The organism is Pacificimonas sp. ICDLI1SI03 (assembly GCF_054740865.1).
Window position 1 is genome coordinate 35,261 of record NZ_JBSQAU010000002.1, and the last position, 14,177, is coordinate 49,437.

Consider the following 14,177-nt stretch of genomic DNA (forward strand, 5'->3'; position numbering starts at 1 on the left):
CCTAAGTTTGCCGGATGATTGGCGGCTCCCGGACGAGCTCGGAATGCTACCCCGCACAGTCACGGCGCGAGAGCATGAGCCCGCCGAGTCCATTCTATTTCGCTTGGCATTAGCAAATGGCTTTCGAGACATTGAGACTTTGTTGGTTGGCACGCCCAATTTTCCGCGTGAAATGCGGCGGGTCCGCTATTCCAGAAATAAGTACATCGCACTTGTCGCTCGACTATCAGGAGTTGCTGAAGATTTAGTCGAAGCGGCAACCCCAAACCGGAATTCTGGCGGCATGACAATCTATGGTAATCACTTTAGGAAGATAAGGGCAGTTGGAAAGGCAAGAGTCTGTACCGTCTGCCTGATGGAAGACGCGTCAAATCTGCTTGGAAGAGAAGCGCTGCGGCCTTATCGTCGCAACTGGTGGGAAATCCAAAACATCGGCACATGTCCCGTTCATGCAACTCCGCTAATCGATTGTTGTCCGAAATGCAGCAAGCAGCTGCAGCTAATTGACTCTCCGGCGGTATGTGCATGCGATCGGAGCATGGATCTCCGTTGCATCCCTGCCCAAATAGTGCCCGAACAGGATCTCCTTCACGATCGTTGGCTGCTAGGCAGGCTTGGCATTTATGGGCGCCAAGAAAATGACCTGCTTGAAGGGCTACCAATCGACGTCGGCTCGCGTTTGTGCATGATCCTTGGGACGTTCGTTGAGAACAATTATGACCTAACGGTAGGGCGCCTCACGCACCCCCGTCGTTCGTTCGCCGCCCGCTCCGCCGGTTGGCGAATATTGCAGGACTGGCCCCACATTTTCGACGATTTTCTTGACCGGCTGGTTGAGACCAACTCCAGTGCAAAAAAAGTAAAATCGACCCGAACCGCTCGGTACAGCGGGCTAGCGAGACTGCTAGGAGCGGAGGAGTCACCAGAACTAGAAGTCGTCTTCGAAGCGATACGCGATCATGTTCGCCGGAATCTCCTCGTGTCGCCCACAACCCGTATCCTGGGACAGAATTTGGCCCTCGGTAAAAGGATAGCGCTCTCGGCTGCAGCAAGAACCGCAGGATGTGGAGAGAAAGCTTTCCTGAAGATTGCCAAGACTCTGGGGATGCATGACGCGATAGAACCTGAGATGAGCACCCAGACCGTCCCAACAGATCAAATTGATGCTGTCAAAGCCTTCGTACAGAGTTCGATTGATACAACAGAAGTCAGCAGGTTGTTGAATTGTGGACCCAAGGTCGTCCACAAGCTGATCGATGCGGGAGTACTACGTTTGAAGCTTAGCGGAAACCTCCCAAAACCGGACCTCGTCAATCGAAGCGACGTTGAACGTCTAGTTGCAGCAGTGTCCGTCCCACTTGAAGAAATGCACGAGCTTGGAGAAAGTCAGCTGACAGTTAGGCAGGCGCACAGGGACACTTTATTTGGCGAGGCGGGCTTCCTGATGGCACTGGCAGCTGGAGGCTTACGTGCCGTCGGACGTCTTCCGGGATTAACCGGCTTTAAGAGTATGATCTTTGATCGCACCGAGGTAGTCGAAGCCATACAGATCGTCACAGGAAAGACTCTTTCCGCGCGTGTATTGAATGAAAAAGGCTGGAAGGTGGGCACGCTGCTCCAGCTGAGGAGAATGGGCTATTTGGATGCCGATCTCCGCGCCGACTATGTTGATCTCGGCCAGCTTAAGGAGTTTCTGGCGCACCACGTCGGTATGGGCGAGATGCTTGAGTGGGAAGGCACGCCTTCAACATGGGGCGCAATCCGTAGGATACTTCGTGCCAACGACGTCTTTCCGCTAATTCCAAACAGCTCGAAGGTTTCCGCTTTCTGGCGGCGTTCCTGCGCTCGCCAAGCACTTCAGTCCCAGTTGATCTAATTTTTCCTGCCATCGAAAAGTGGCACAAACAATCGCACTCGAGATCGAAATTGGTACAGACAATCGAATTTCATAACTAGGCAATCAGTTTTTGAATTTGGCAGTTTTCAGCGGAGATGTGTAAAGGTAGGAACAATCAACCGCGTTAGTCCAGACGGCCGCGACCTGCCGGGCTTACACAATCCGGGGCTGAACTTGCGACGGTGTCGCGGAACTGCTTCCCAGCTGTTCCGCGCCGATTGGTTTGCCGCGTGTGCCGAATGAGTGCGAGACCGGGGCAAAGTGGAAGGCAGGAACTCCGAAACCCTTGCGGGTGGGCTATTCCTCAGCTTCGCGGGACTGCAGTCTGTGATATTTGAACTTCTTGCGCGCTTCATCAAGGCGCATTCCGGTGCGACAGGCTGTGCGGATCGCGTCTTCCGCACGAGCGATCTCTTCAGCCGCATTCAGAATTGAATCTTCGTGTGCCTGCGGGATCACGATCACCCCGTCATCGTCCCCGCGCAATATGTCGCCCGCGCACACGCGTGCGCCGCCAATCGTCACCGGTTGCTGCATGGACTCCACCTGCACGCGGTCTTTTCCGGTACGCATCCAGTGACCTCGGCTGAACACGGGATATCCTAATTCCCGGCACAGCTTCACGTCGCGGCTGATACCGTCGATAACTGTTCCCGCCAGCCCGCGGCGATGTGCGATTTCAGTCAGAATATCGCCCCATATGGTGGCATCCTCACGCCCGCCATTATCGATCGTAATCACCGATTCCGGCGGAACATCATCAATATAATCGCCGACCGTACCCGGGGGGGTGGCCGCCGGGCCGCATTTCAGCGTGAACGCGCGGCCCGTCATTTCAAACCCCGGCGCTCTTCCGGCGATCCGATAGCACTGACCGACGATTCCAAGCTTATCCAGTGCGTCGCTAAGCGTTGCCGTGTCGAGCGCGCGGGCCCTTTCAATGGCGGGATCAGCGGCGCTCATCGGCCGGGTTCCGCAAGCATATGTTCGTAGGCGCCCCCCATCACGTCTCCGATCGGCGTTCCCCCTTCGATGGCCCGGATCATCGCCTGCTCCTTTGCAGCGATTGATTCGGCTTTTTCGAGCACGCGATCAATATCCGCCGGTGTGATGAAGATGACCGCGCTATTGTCTGCAATGACATAATCCCCGGTCCGAACGGTGCAGCCACCGATGGACACAGGCTTCCCCATGCTACGTTCGACAACGCGGCCCCGCGCGGTGAAGCTGGTGGTAGATCGGGCGAAGACCGGAAATTCAAGCGCGCGCGCCTCATCAATATCGCGCACTGGCCCATCGGCGACCACGCCGCGAACGTTTCGCGCCATCGCGCCGCGCGTCAGCAATCCGCCCCAGCAACCTGCCTCTACACCACTGGACTGCTCTACGACGATGATCGAGTTCGAGTCGGACGCTTCTATCGCGGCCGTCCCCAAATGGCGCGGCGGCCCTGCCTGTGGTTTGCCCGGTCCCACCTCAAAGGTAACGGCCATGCCCGCGATGCGGGCCGTTCCCGATCGCTGTGGCACGCCGGTCACCGCCCCTGCCAGCCCCAGGCTGTCAAGTGCGTCAGACAGCGCGCAGCAATCGATGGCGCCCAGCCGGTCAAGAATATCATTTACGTCAGTCATTGGGTTCCTCCGGACAGAGGGCGTCTATAAACCCGTGACATACTTCAATCAATCAATTAGCCTTTAGTGCTAAAGGAGTCGGAATGACCGAGCAAACCCTGTCGCTAACGCCGCCCGCTTGCCCGTTGCCCGCCAACGCCTGCGATGCGCACGCCCATATATTTGGCCCCTATGCCCAATTTCCATTGGGCGAAGCGCGAAGCTATACCCCGCCGGAGGCTCCGTTCGAGGCGCATCAGGAAATGCTTGATACGCTTGGCTTCGCGCGCGGCATTTTCATCCAGCCCAGCGCCTATGGCGATGATCCGACATGCATTCTCGACGCGGTTGCGCGGGCGCCCGACCACCGCCGCGCCGTGGGCGTTGCGGGGCCGGGGACTCCGACGGCGACACTGATCGACTATGCGGCACGCGGCATGGCCGGCTTGCGTTTCGTGGAACTGATTTCCGCGCGCTATGCTGGTCGGCCAAAGGGAGCGTCTGGCTTTGCAGAGTTGATGGAATTGGCGCCCGCGATGCGCGAGGCGGGTTTGCAGCCGCATCTGTTCGCCAAGACGGAGACATTTGTCGAATGGATGCCGCAATTGCTGACGCTCGGCATTCCGCTGGTAATCGATCATATGGCGGCCGCGGGGCCATCGGACATAAGGGCGAACGACCCGCGTCTCGACGCAATTTTGGCGCCGCTGCGCGAAGGGCGACTGTGGATGAAGCTGACAGTGGTTCGCCGCTCTACCCAGGGGCCCGATTATGGCGACGCACGGCCGTTCCACGATGCGTTTGTCGCAGCCAATTCCGACCGCATGTTGTGGGGAAGTGACTGGCCGCTGGTCAACCTGGCGGACCCGCCGAATATTGGCCAGCTGATCAACCTGTTCGACAGTTGGACCAGCGATAGCGCCATTCGGCACAAGGTCTTCGTCAGCAATCCAGCTGCCTGTTTCGGTTTCAGGACCGATTGAGAACTATCTGCGGCCGGCATGATTGCGGTGCGACGGCAGATCGTCGCGCCAAGCCCTTATCCCATTTCGTAGAACGGAAATTGCTTTGGGGGGCCGCCGCCATCGTCAAATTCCGTTGCTACCATTGCGGGATGGGTCGCGAAGTCGGCTTGCCAAGCCTCAAGTGCGGGGCGTCCTTCACGCCAGTCTTCGCCCGGAGGACGGAAATCGAGATAGGATAGCGCGACCGAAATTGCGATGGTGCCAATCGAGACACCGCCTTGCTTAAATTCCTCCACCGATTGGTCCATGCGGTCCAGGACTGCGCCCATCTTTGTCACGAACGCCTTCTGATGGGCGGACGAACGATGGCCCTCACCCCGGTAGAATTCATCGCGCCGAATGATCGTTACGTCGGTCAGCCCGTCGCCGAGGCATTGCCAGGCCAATGCCTGGAACCGCTTTGCAGGCTCAGCCGGAAATAGCACGCCGCCGCCGCTGATCGTGTCGAGATATTCGCAAATGACACGGGAATCGAACAACGCCAGTCCCTCCGGCGTCACCAGCGTGGGCAGCTTGTTGAGCGGGTTGTCCGCCATCAGCGCCGGGTTGAGCCGGGTCGGCCCGACCGGGCTGCGCACGCACTCGATACGATCTGCAAGTTCGAGCGCATGAGCACAGACCATGACTTTTCGCACGAATGGCGCACTGGGCGACCAATGTAGTTTCATCATTTCCATCGCGTCATCCATCCTTGCGATAAGCTTCAAGCCCCGGTCGATATGATTTGTCGTCCAGGAACTGCTCCAGCCCTTTGGTACGCCCGCCACTTTTGTCTGCCTGACGGACCTGGGCTGCCTTTGTGCCAAGATATTCGGACGATTGATCCCAAGTCATCGTACGGATCATCTTGAAGGCGATTTTCGCGCCGTTCAGCACTGTCTGGTTCTTCCCCAGCAATTCCATTGCCAGCGCACGCACATGGTCGCGCAGATCCGCCAGGGGCACCGATTCATTGACCAGACCCATTTGCGCGGCCTTGCGGCCATCGAAGTTCCGCCCGGTCATGATGTAGAACAAGGCATCGGAGGGCCGGACCTTGTCCGCCATTGCCTTGGTAACGTTCCCGCCAGGGATAATGCCCCAATTTATCTCCGACAAACCGAAGGTCGCTTCATCCGCGGCGACGGAAAGGTCGCAGGCGACGAGCGGCGTGAAGGCGCCCCCGAAACACCATCCATTCACCATCGCGATGGTCGGCTTTGGATAGTGCATCAGCTTGCGCCACTGCCAGTCATATGCCGCCTGGCGAACCCGGCGTACCCTGGAGGGCGGAAGACCGTCGGTTTCCCTGAAATATTCCTTCAGGTCCATGCCTGCGGAAAAAGACTCGCCGGCACCGGTCAGCACGATCAGCTGTGCCCTGTCATCCACTTCAAGATCGTCGAGCACGTCGAGCATCTCCGTGTTCAGCGTCGGGCTCATCGCATTGCGCTTTTCCGGGCGGTTGAGCGTTACCCATGCGATCCCTTCGTCGAAATCGACCCGGACACACGTTTTTACGATTGGTTCTGACATCGGATTTCCTTTGGTATCTCTTGCCGGACTGCCTGGCGATCAGGGCAGCTCCACGTTCAGGTCGGCTGCGGTAACACCGGCAACATCCCAGATTTCCTCCAGCAGCTCGCGCGGCTGGCCATATTGGTAGGGGTAGCCTTTCAGATGCCGGCCCAGCACAGGGTGCGCGATCAGCTCCGCGCGGGTCATGCCGCGGTGATAGCGGTCAGCATGGACGAGCGGCAGTTTGATGTTCTTCGCGGCGGCGGGATCGCGGATGACCCCCTTTGGATCCTCGCCGCGGCTGACGCGCGCCATGTCGGTGAAAAGCTGACGACGGAACATGCCGACACCCACATCGCTGCGGACCAGCATTTCTTTCGTTCGGTCGGCAATTTTTCCCTGCCCGACCCAGGCGATGAAATCCTGGTTCATCACATGGCTGGAAATCCATTCTCCGCGCTCGTCGACGGTGGGGCCGTACCAATGCGGAATTTCCTTTTGCGCAAATGGTTCGGCCTCTACCGGCATGCGCTGGAACGACCATGCGATCGACAGCGTGTTTTCGTCGTCAATCGGCACACGCCATTCGAAATGATCGCCCAGGAAGATGCCGACTGGCCACACCAGCGCCCGGCCGACCGACCAGAGGTCGTGGGCCTCGTCCGTATCTTCGCGGATGCGCTTATAGACGAAGCCATGTTCATATTCGTCAAAGCCGATCTTGGTATGGCGCGGCGCATAGGGACCCTGCTCGCCCTTTAACCGGACACTCCAATTGCTGTGCATCCATTCGAAATGGACCGGGTCGATGGAGTTTTCCTGGCACTGCGCCCAGTTGCAGGGAATTTCGGAAAGAATGATCTGACCAAACCCATTCGGCCAGTTAAATGCCTCATATTCCGGCAGTTCGGGGACGGGATCGGGACCGAGATACGCCCAGATCATCCCCCCCAACGCGCGGACAGGATAGGCCGTGATCCTGACCCGCGCCTTGACGCGGTCATTCCCCGAGAACGCCACATCTTCGAAGGGTTGCTCGAGGCATTGCCCTGCCTCATCGAACAGCCAGCCGTGATAATTGCAACGAAGGCCGCATTTTTCGACGAACCCAAACGACAAATCGGCGCGACGATGCGGACAGTGGCGCTGGGTAAGTCCCAATTGCCCCGACAGGTCACGATAAAGTACCAGATCCTCGCCCATCAATCGGACGCGCTTGACCGGCTTTTCCTTCAACTCGGTCTCTGCCGCGATCGGCATCCAGTAACGACGAAGAAGCGCGCCCATCGGCGTGCCCGGACCGACCTGCGTGATTTGATCGTTCTGTTCTTGAGTCAGCATCGCGAAATCTCTCTTTAGTCTTGTTTGACCAGAAAATGCGGTCTCCCTGATTTCATGTGGCAGCCAGGTGCATGAATGGGTCCGCCACATTTTCGGGCAAGTCGAAATCATGAGCGTTGAGAGTCATCGCCACGAGCGTGTAATAGCCAATCAACGCCGTCAATTCGACCACGCCAGTCACCCCGTAGACGTCGCGTACGGCACGATGAACCTTATCGCTGACGGTCTTTTCGCGATGAAGTTCTGCCGCATATTCGAAAATCGCACGGTCCTTCGCGTCGGCGATTTCCACGGGTACGTCGCGCCTGATGGCCTCTATCAAGGCCAGCGGTACGCCAGCATTGACCGCCTGCTGCTCGTGCTGGACCCATTCGAACGCGCAGGCGCAGGCACGCGCGGTCACCAGAATGGCGAGCTCGCTATGCCGAGCCTCAAGGACGGTATTGTAGCGCAATTGTGCGCCGAATTTCTGCCAGATATCCGCCAGTTCGGGATTGTGCAGAGCGGCCCGCAGAGGGCCGACAATCAGGCCGCGCGGACCGCTGACAATGGCGTCATGCACTTTCCGCTGCGCGGGGTTCATGGTTTCCAAAGTGGGAAGGGGAATGCGCGGCACACGGTGCTCCGGCTGGCTGCGTACATGGCCGCAGGTCTGTTTCAACTTTAGCGAACGTGGTCAAAGCCACGCATCAAAAGCCGTATAAGCCGGGTTTATGGCCTTTGTCGAGCGCAAACGCTCTGGCAGCCAGAATATTCAGTTCTAGCAGGCCGATTATTTGAGTCTGATGTCCAGCCGAACGACATCCCCGCGATAGGTGCCATGCGAAATAAGCAGGAGGCGCCCCTTCTTTGAAACGGCTGTTCGCCGGACGAACGCGACCGGGGTGTTGAGCGGAAGCTGCAGCATTTCGGCCGACCGAACATCAGCCGCGCCGATCGTCAACGTCTGCTGTGCGCCGCCAACGCGGGTTCCCCGCGCATCCGAAATCAGGCTAAGCGCTGATTTATTGGTAAAATCCTCGGGCGAAAGCTTTCCCGCGAGCTTTTCATCGATCCAGGTGTCGGCCAGCAGGAATGGCTTGCCTTCGCGCCAGTGGCGCCGACGAATGCGCATATAATTCTCCGCAGGCTCGCCCGTCAGTTCGGCCATGGGTGGCATTTGGCCTGCTTCCTTCTCCAGCAATTCTATCGTCGCGCCGGACCGGGAACGCAGCATGCCGGACCAGTCGGTATGAACCTCGCACCATAATTGGTCCTGGGGTCGATAGATGACGAATGTGCCCTTTGCGCGGAAGCGTTCGATCAGGCCATCTTCGCTGAGAATGTCGAGCGCCTGGCGAACAGTGGCGCGGGCGACGCCATATTGGCTCGACAGTTCCTCGACCGTCGGGATCTGGGATCCCACGCTCCATTCGCTGGAGCCGATCATGCGTTTGAACAGCGTTGCCAGCTGCAGATATCGTGGAACTCCACGTGAGTTGCCGATGATCGTGTCGCCCATGTGACCCAACTTCTGTGCTGTTCAAACTATCGGTACTTATAACCCCGGAATTCTTCCCAGGGGAAGTGTAGCGTACCGAGGCTGATATGTGAGGCAGCGCTTTGACAAATCTCTATCAGTCAATAGAATGACCTTATGACCATGGGGATGTGGACGCAGCCTGTTTTCGTCGGCACGCACCACGAAGCCTTTCCAGGCGGCTGCGCCGCATTCTGCTTCAGAGTCAAATCGACCCAAGAATAAACATACAGGATCAGCCTTATGCCCGGCCCGCTTTCCAATATCAGAATTCTCGATCTTAGTCGCATATTGGCGGGGCCTTTCGCCGGGCAGATACTGGCGGATCTGGGCGCGGACGTGATCAAGGTGGAGCGCCCCGGTACCGGAGATGACACGCGTCACTGGGGTCCGCCGTTCGTGGGCGGCGAGGATGGCGAGAAGGGCGATGCCGGCTACTTCCTCGCCTGCAACCGGAACAAGCGGTCCGTATGCGCAGACCTTTCAACGGCGGAAGGTCAGACTCTCGTCAAATCGCTTGCCGCCAAGTCCGATGTCGTCCTCGAAAATTTCAAGGTTGGCGGGCTGGCAAAGTCCGGACTGGATTATGACTCCATCCGAAAAGTGCGGCCCGACATCATATATTGTTCCATTACCGGTTTTGGCCAGGACGGCCCCCGGGCACAGCAAAGCGCCTATGACTTCATGATCCAGGCGATGGGCGGATTGATGAGTGTCACGGGCGAAGCGCCCGGCTTTCCGGGGGCGGGTCCGCAGAAGGTTGGCGTCCCCATAGTGGACCTGATGACCGGCATGTATGCCGCCATTGGCGTCCTTGCCGCTCTGGTACGCCGGAAAGAGACGGGACAAGGCGAATATATCGACATTGGCATGCTGGACGTGATGGTCGGGTCGTTGTGCAATCAGGCGCAGAATTATTTCTGTTCGGGAAAACCGCCTGTGCGGAGCGGCAACCGGCATCCCAACATACAGCCGCAGGATGTCTTCCCCTGCAGCGATGGCCATATCGTCATTGTCGTGGGCAATGACGGCCAGTTCCGCAAATTTTGTGAGGTGGTGGGCCTTCCCGCCATGGCGGACGACCCCCGGTTCGTGACGAATGGCGACCGGATCAAACATCTCGACGCGCTGATGCCGATAATCGTTACCGCCCTGGCTGAAGATACGATGAAGGGATGGGTCAAACGGTTTGAAACGTCCGGCATTCCCTGCGCGCCCATCAATACGGTCCCCGATGTCCTCGCTGATTCCCAGGCGATTCACCGCGGAATGAAAGTTTCGATGGAGCATCCCCTTGCAGGCATGATCGACCTGCTGGCCAGTCCCCTCCGGCTGGCCACGGCGCCGGTCGAATATCGCCGCCCCCCGCCGCTATTGGGTGAGCATGACGAGGAAGTTCGCGCCGAGCTGGGACGGTAATCAGCGGTTGCAAGGACCCATAGCTGCTGATAACCCAAGCCCTATAGGCTATGTTTATGCACTATTGGTCTTGATATGGCAGGAGGGCGGGAAGCTTGAGCGCGGCTGACAAAACCCCATCGCAAAGCGACATTGCCGAAACGCCGATGACGCCCTATGCCGTTTTTGTTGTTGTCCTTTGTTGCATCATCAACATTGCGGACGGCCTCGATTTCGCAACGATGGTACAGGCCGCGCCCGTTCTCGACGACGCCTGGGGCATCAGCGCGCGCACAATCGGCATGCTGTTCGCGATGACCGCCGTCGGCATGGCGGTAGGGTCTTTTTTCGTCGCCCCACGCGCAGATAACTACGGCCGTCGCGTTGTCGTTCTGTTCGCGCTATCGCTCATCACGGTGGCGCTCCTCCTCAGTGCCGCCTGCACCGCACCGTGGCAATTGCTCATCCTGCGCTTTGTCACCGGCATCGGCGTAGGGTCGCTGCTGCCCAATCTGAACGTGCTGGTCATCGAATATTCGAATCGCAAATGGGGCGGGCTGTTCCTTTCCATCATGCATATGAGCTTTGCGATCGGGATAACTCTGGCTTCTCAGATCGGCTTCTGGTTCGTTGTCGATCTGGGGTGGGAGATCCTGTTCATTGCTGCGGGGACGCTGAACCTGGTGATCCTGATCCTCGTTTTCCTGTTCCTGCCTGAATCGCCAGAGTTTCTTGCCAGCGTTCAGCCTCGCGGAGCGCTTGAAAGGATCAACCGGACACGCGCGCGGCTGGGCGTCGATCCCATCGAGTCCCTGCCGCCGTCCAAAGCGTCGGGAAAGTCCAAGACGCGGCTAGCGGATCTCATAACCCCCGGCATTGCCCTTGGCACGACCGCCCTTTGGGTGGCCGGGCTCTGCTATTCGCTGGTAAGCTATTATCACCTTAGCTGGACGCCCAAGGTGATCGACGATGCCGGTGTCCCGACCCGAATTGCGTTGCTCGCCTCCACGCTTACCAGCGTCGGTTCGATCCTGGGTAATCTCTCGATGGGGGTTCTGTCGGGCCGAATGAATACCGCGCGGATCACGACGATCTACTTCATGGCAGCGGCGGCGGCATTCCTGGCTTTCGGGATCATGTCGCGGGAACCCTATATTCTGCTGGCCATCGCACCCATTGTCAGCTTCTTCATCCAGGGTGCCTTTAGCGGGTTGATGATCAACACCACGCGGTTTTATCCGCCCCATCTGCGCAGCACTGGCGTGGGCTGCGTCGTCGGGTTTGGCCGCTTCGGGGCAATCGCGGGCCCCTTATTGGGCGGGCTGGTGCTCGGCGGTGGCGGCGGGCTTATCTATCTCTACGCGGCGATCGCCACCATCACGCTGATCGCGGGTGTGGCCATTCACATTGCCGGAGCGGGTGAAGGACAGCGCGTCTCTCCCCCGGCCCCGGCCGCGAACTGACAAAAGGATCGTTATGGCCCGCCTGACACATGGTTTTGGTTCGTCCCACACCCCCATGCTCAACACCGAGCAGGCGGACTGGGGCAAGTTTGCCGAGCGCGATTCAACCGGCAAGTTTCTTGACAAGAGCGGGAAGCCCGCCAGCTTTGACGAGTTGCGAAGCAACGCCGATGCGGCTGTCCTTACGCAAATCACCCCGCCCAAGCTGGAGGAACGCTACGCGGCCTCCCAGACCGGAATGGCGCGTATCCGCCGGTCGATCGCCGAAGCCGGCATCGATACGCTGATCGTCGTGGGCGATGATCAGAAGGAACTGTACCACGAGGACAATCTGCCCAGCATCCTGCTGTATTATGGCGAGACGATCCGTAACAATCCAAGGCACAAGGCCAAGCCCAACCCGCTCGGCTGGTGGCAGCGCGCGCGCGGCGGCTATTATACCGACGAGGGAGAAATGAACTTTCCCGTCGACGCCGAACTGTCGCGACACATGATCGCCGAACTGGTGCAGGCGGAATTCGACATTTCTACAGCGGATCGCCTGCCCGAAGGGTCCGGCGAGGGACATGCATTCGGCTTTATCCATCGCAAGCTGATGGACGAACACGACCCGATGCCGATCGTCCCGGTCGCGTTGAATACCTATTATGCGCCCAACCAGCCGACCCCTGCGCGATGTTACCGGCTGGGGCAGGCGCTGCGCGCGGCGATTGAGAGTTTTCCCGGGGATCGCACGGTCGGCATCATCGCATCGGGTGGGTTGAGCCATTTCACGGTCGATGAAGATCTGGACCGCGGCCTGATCCAGGCAATGCAGGCCAAGGATGCGGCCGCGCTTCGCTCCATCGACCAGGCGAAGCTGAATTCGGGCAGTTCCGAAATTCGCAACTGGATTACCGTGGCAGGCGCCTGTGAGCATCTCGATCTCGCCTGGCACGATTATTTGCCATGCTATCGAACGGAGGCGGGCACCGGGACCGGAATCTGCTTCGCCGAATGGATATGACAGGAGAGATTATGCGACAACGCAGCATCGATATCGAATCGATCCGGCATCCCCAGCCCATCCCGCTGGCGTGCAAGGTGGGGCCGTTTCTCGCCACATCCGGGGTGATGGGCCGCGACGGCGCGACCAAGGAAATGCCGGATACCGTCGCTGGTCAGGTGGCCAATTGCTTCACCAACCTGAAGCTTATCCTTGCCGAGGCAGGAATGGATCTGGGTGACGTCATCAAGTTCACCTTTCATGTCGGCCCCGACGGCGCACGCGATGAAATCAACGAAGTCTGGTTACAGCATTATCCCGATCCGGCGCATCGCCCGGCACGGCATACTCAGCAGACGACGCTGCGTGGCGCGGTGCAAATCCAGCTTGATGTTCTGGCGATCGCGAAGGAATGGCAATGATTATCGATTCTCACGCTCATGTCGTCCTGGGTAAGGCCGAATATGAGAAAATGGCGAAACTGGCGGGCAGCCGCAATAATCCGAAGCTGGGCGCGAAACTGCCATCTGACGATGTCTCCCGCGACGTAGCAGCAGGCCTGATCAAGCAGATGGACGAGGTGAAAACCGACGTTCAGTTCATCTCCCCGCGCCCTTATCTGCAGCTGCATTCACTTTCCCCCCGCGACGTGCCGCTGTTCTGGACGCGCTATTGCAACAATCTGATCCACCAGCATTGCCAGTTGTTTCCCGATCGACTGAAGGGTGTTGCGGGCCTGCCGCAGTATCGAGACACCAGTCCGGCCAATTGCGTGGAGGAGCTGGAACGGTGCATCACCGAACTGGGCTTTATCGGCTGCATCCTGAATCCTGATCCGATGGAAGGGGCAGGCGCGCCGCCGCCGGGGCTGGGCGATCCATTCTGGTACCCGATCTATGAAAAGCTGGTCGAACATGACGTGCCCGCGCTGATCCATTCGGCGAGCTGCTGCCACCCGCGCGAAAGCTACACGCTGAAGTTCATCAATGAGGGCAGCATCGCGGTCATGTCGCTGCTCCAGTCCGATGTGTTCAAGGATTTTCCGAAGCTGAAGATCGTTATCTCGCATGGTGGCGGCGCGATCCCCTATCAGATCGGCCGGTTCCGCGCAGGCGCATGGCGGCGCGGCCGCGAGTTCGATGAAGAATTGCGCCAGCTTTATTTCGACACCTGCCTTTATTCGCAGGAAGGTCTTGAGCTGCTGTTCAAGACGGTGGGGCCGGATAATTGCCTGTTCGGCACCGAGCGGCCGGGGACGGGCTCTGTGCGCAGCCCTCACTGGGGGCATGATCTCGATGATCTGAAGCCCGTGATCGAAGGCATGGATTTCCTGTCGAGCGAAGATCGCTCCAAGATATTTGAAGGCAATGCCCGCAAACTTTACCCGCGAGCATTCACCTGAACCTTCATCTCGCCTTTGTCCTCGGGCGGCCCGACGATCC

At 58.7% G+C, this 14,177-nt stretch carries 14 protein-coding genes; 7 read left to right on the forward strand and 7 right to left on the reverse strand.

Translation table 11 applies throughout. The annotated features are described in order from the left end of the window. The first annotated feature begins 43 nt into the window (after positions 1 to 43). The gene (locus ACSMXM_RS12125; RefSeq protein ID WP_460316504.1) at positions 44 to 1,876 is read left to right on the forward strand and encodes a TniQ family protein; all 1,833 of its coding nucleotides are present in this window, start codon (positions 44 to 46) and stop codon (positions 1,874 to 1,876) included. Between the two features lie 318 nt (positions 1,877 to 2,194). Here the strand turns inward: ACSMXM_RS12125 and ACSMXM_RS12130 are convergent, their stop codons facing one another. Further along, complete coding sequence (locus ACSMXM_RS12130; RefSeq protein WP_460316505.1) at positions 2,195 to 2,860, reverse strand: RraA family protein; 666 nt, start codon at positions 2,858 to 2,860, stop codon at positions 2,195 to 2,197. Then, the gene (locus tag ACSMXM_RS12135) at positions 2,857 to 3,528 is read right to left on the reverse strand and encodes an RraA family protein (protein ID WP_460316506.1); all 672 of its coding nucleotides are present in this window, start codon (positions 3,526 to 3,528) and stop codon (positions 2,857 to 2,859) included. Before ACSMXM_RS12135 ends, ACSMXM_RS12130 begins: the two co-directional genes overlap by 4 nt. A gap of 83 nt (positions 3,529 to 3,611) precedes the next feature. Here ACSMXM_RS12135 and ACSMXM_RS12140 point away from each other — a divergent pair, with 83 nt between their 5' ends. Further along, the gene (locus tag ACSMXM_RS12140) at positions 3,612 to 4,490 is read left to right on the forward strand and encodes an amidohydrolase family protein (protein WP_460316507.1); all 879 of its coding nucleotides are present in this window, start codon (positions 3,612 to 3,614) and stop codon (positions 4,488 to 4,490) included. Between the two features lie 56 nt (positions 4,491 to 4,546). Here the strand turns inward: ACSMXM_RS12140 and ACSMXM_RS12145 are convergent, their stop codons facing one another. From ACSMXM_RS12145 to ACSMXM_RS12165, 5 genes are all read right to left on the reverse strand, one after another. Then, entirely contained in the window at positions 4,547 to 5,203 is a 657-nt protein-coding gene (locus ACSMXM_RS12145; RefSeq protein ID WP_460316508.1) for a glutathione S-transferase family protein, read from the reverse strand. A gap of 10 nt (positions 5,204 to 5,213) precedes the next feature. Continuing rightward, positions 5,214 to 6,047, reverse strand: coding sequence for a p-hydroxycinnamoyl CoA hydratase/lyase (locus ACSMXM_RS12150; protein WP_460316510.1), 834 nt, complete (start codon positions 6,045 to 6,047; stop codon positions 5,214 to 5,216). Positions 6,048 to 6,086: 39 nt separating this feature from the next. Then, positions 6,087 to 7,370: a Rieske 2Fe-2S domain-containing protein gene (locus ACSMXM_RS12155; RefSeq protein WP_460316511.1), complete on the reverse strand. Its 1,284-nt coding sequence runs from the start codon at positions 7,368 to 7,370 to the stop codon at positions 6,087 to 6,089. Positions 7,371 to 7,422: 52 nt separating this feature from the next. Then, complete coding sequence (locus ACSMXM_RS12160) at positions 7,423 to 7,986, reverse strand: carboxymuconolactone decarboxylase family protein (RefSeq protein ID WP_460316512.1); 564 nt, start codon at positions 7,984 to 7,986, stop codon at positions 7,423 to 7,425. A 156-nt stretch (positions 7,987 to 8,142) separates the two neighbouring features. Further along, positions 8,143 to 8,871, reverse strand: a complete 729-nt coding sequence (locus ACSMXM_RS12165) for a GntR family transcriptional regulator (protein WP_460316513.1) — start codon at positions 8,869 to 8,871, stop codon at positions 8,143 to 8,145. Positions 8,872 to 9,132: 261 nt separating this feature from the next. On the opposite strand from ACSMXM_RS12165, the gene ACSMXM_RS12170 reads away from it, so the two are divergent. The 5 genes from ACSMXM_RS12170 (at position 9,133) to ACSMXM_RS12190 (ending at position 14,137) form a co-directional block, all read left to right on the forward strand. Beyond that, entirely contained in the window at positions 9,133 to 10,308 is a 1,176-nt protein-coding gene (locus tag ACSMXM_RS12170) for a CaiB/BaiF CoA transferase family protein (protein ID WP_460316515.1), read from the forward strand. A gap of 95 nt (positions 10,309 to 10,403) precedes the next feature. Further along, positions 10,404 to 11,750 carry an MFS transporter gene (locus tag ACSMXM_RS12175; protein ID WP_460316517.1) on the forward strand — a complete coding sequence of 449 codons (1,347 nt, stop codon included), beginning with the start codon at positions 10,404 to 10,406 and terminating at the stop codon, positions 11,748 to 11,750. Between the two features lie 13 nt (positions 11,751 to 11,763). Then, positions 11,764 to 12,756: a DODA-type extradiol aromatic ring-opening family dioxygenase gene (locus tag ACSMXM_RS12180; RefSeq protein WP_460316518.1), complete on the forward strand. Its 993-nt coding sequence runs from the start codon at positions 11,764 to 11,766 to the stop codon at positions 12,754 to 12,756. An 11-nt stretch (positions 12,757 to 12,767) separates the two neighbouring features. Next, positions 12,768 to 13,157 (forward strand): RidA family protein, encoded by a 390-nt coding sequence (locus ACSMXM_RS12185; RefSeq protein ID WP_460316519.1) that lies wholly within the window; start codon positions 12,768 to 12,770, stop codon positions 13,155 to 13,157. Continuing rightward, entirely contained in the window at positions 13,154 to 14,137 is a 984-nt protein-coding gene (locus ACSMXM_RS12190; RefSeq protein WP_460316521.1) for an amidohydrolase family protein, read from the forward strand. The genes ACSMXM_RS12185 and ACSMXM_RS12190 overlap by 4 nt, the downstream gene beginning before the upstream one ends. Positions 14,138 to 14,177: the final 40 nt, after the last annotated feature.

Bases quoted from the DNA above. Each gene is read 5' to 3' on its own strand.
- ACSMXM_RS12125 (WP_460316504.1), top strand. From the start codon at position 44: ATGCTACCCCGCACAGTCACGGCGCGAGAGCATGAGCCCGCCGAGTCC.
- ACSMXM_RS12130 (WP_460316505.1), bottom strand. From the start codon at position 2,860: ATGAGCGCCGCTGATCCCGCCATTGAAAGGGCCCGCGCGCTCGACACG.
- ACSMXM_RS12135 (WP_460316506.1), bottom strand. From the start codon at position 3,528: ATGACTGACGTAAATGATATTCTTGACCGGCTGGGCGCCATCGATTGC.
- ACSMXM_RS12140 (WP_460316507.1), top strand. From the start codon at position 3,612: ATGACCGAGCAAACCCTGTCGCTAACGCCGCCCGCTTGCCCGTTGCCC.
- ACSMXM_RS12145 (WP_460316508.1), bottom strand. From the start codon at position 5,203: ATGATGAAACTACATTGGTCGCCCAGTGCGCCATTCGTGCGAAAAGTC.
- ACSMXM_RS12150 (WP_460316510.1), bottom strand. From the start codon at position 6,047: ATGTCAGAACCAATCGTAAAAACGTGTGTCCGGGTCGATTTCGACGAA.
- ACSMXM_RS12155 (WP_460316511.1), bottom strand. From the start codon at position 7,370: ATGCTGACTCAAGAACAGAACGATCAAATCACGCAGGTCGGTCCGGGC.
- ACSMXM_RS12165 (WP_460316513.1), bottom strand. From the start codon at position 8,871: ATGGGCGACACGATCATCGGCAACTCACGTGGAGTTCCACGATATCTG.
- ACSMXM_RS12170 (WP_460316515.1), top strand. From the start codon at position 9,133: ATGCCCGGCCCGCTTTCCAATATCAGAATTCTCGATCTTAGTCGCATA.
- ACSMXM_RS12180 (WP_460316518.1), top strand. From the start codon at position 11,764: ATGGCCCGCCTGACACATGGTTTTGGTTCGTCCCACACCCCCATGCTC.
- ACSMXM_RS12185 (WP_460316519.1), top strand. From the start codon at position 12,768: ATGCGACAACGCAGCATCGATATCGAATCGATCCGGCATCCCCAGCCC.
- ACSMXM_RS12190 (WP_460316521.1), top strand. From the start codon at position 13,154: ATGATTATCGATTCTCACGCTCATGTCGTCCTGGGTAAGGCCGAATAT.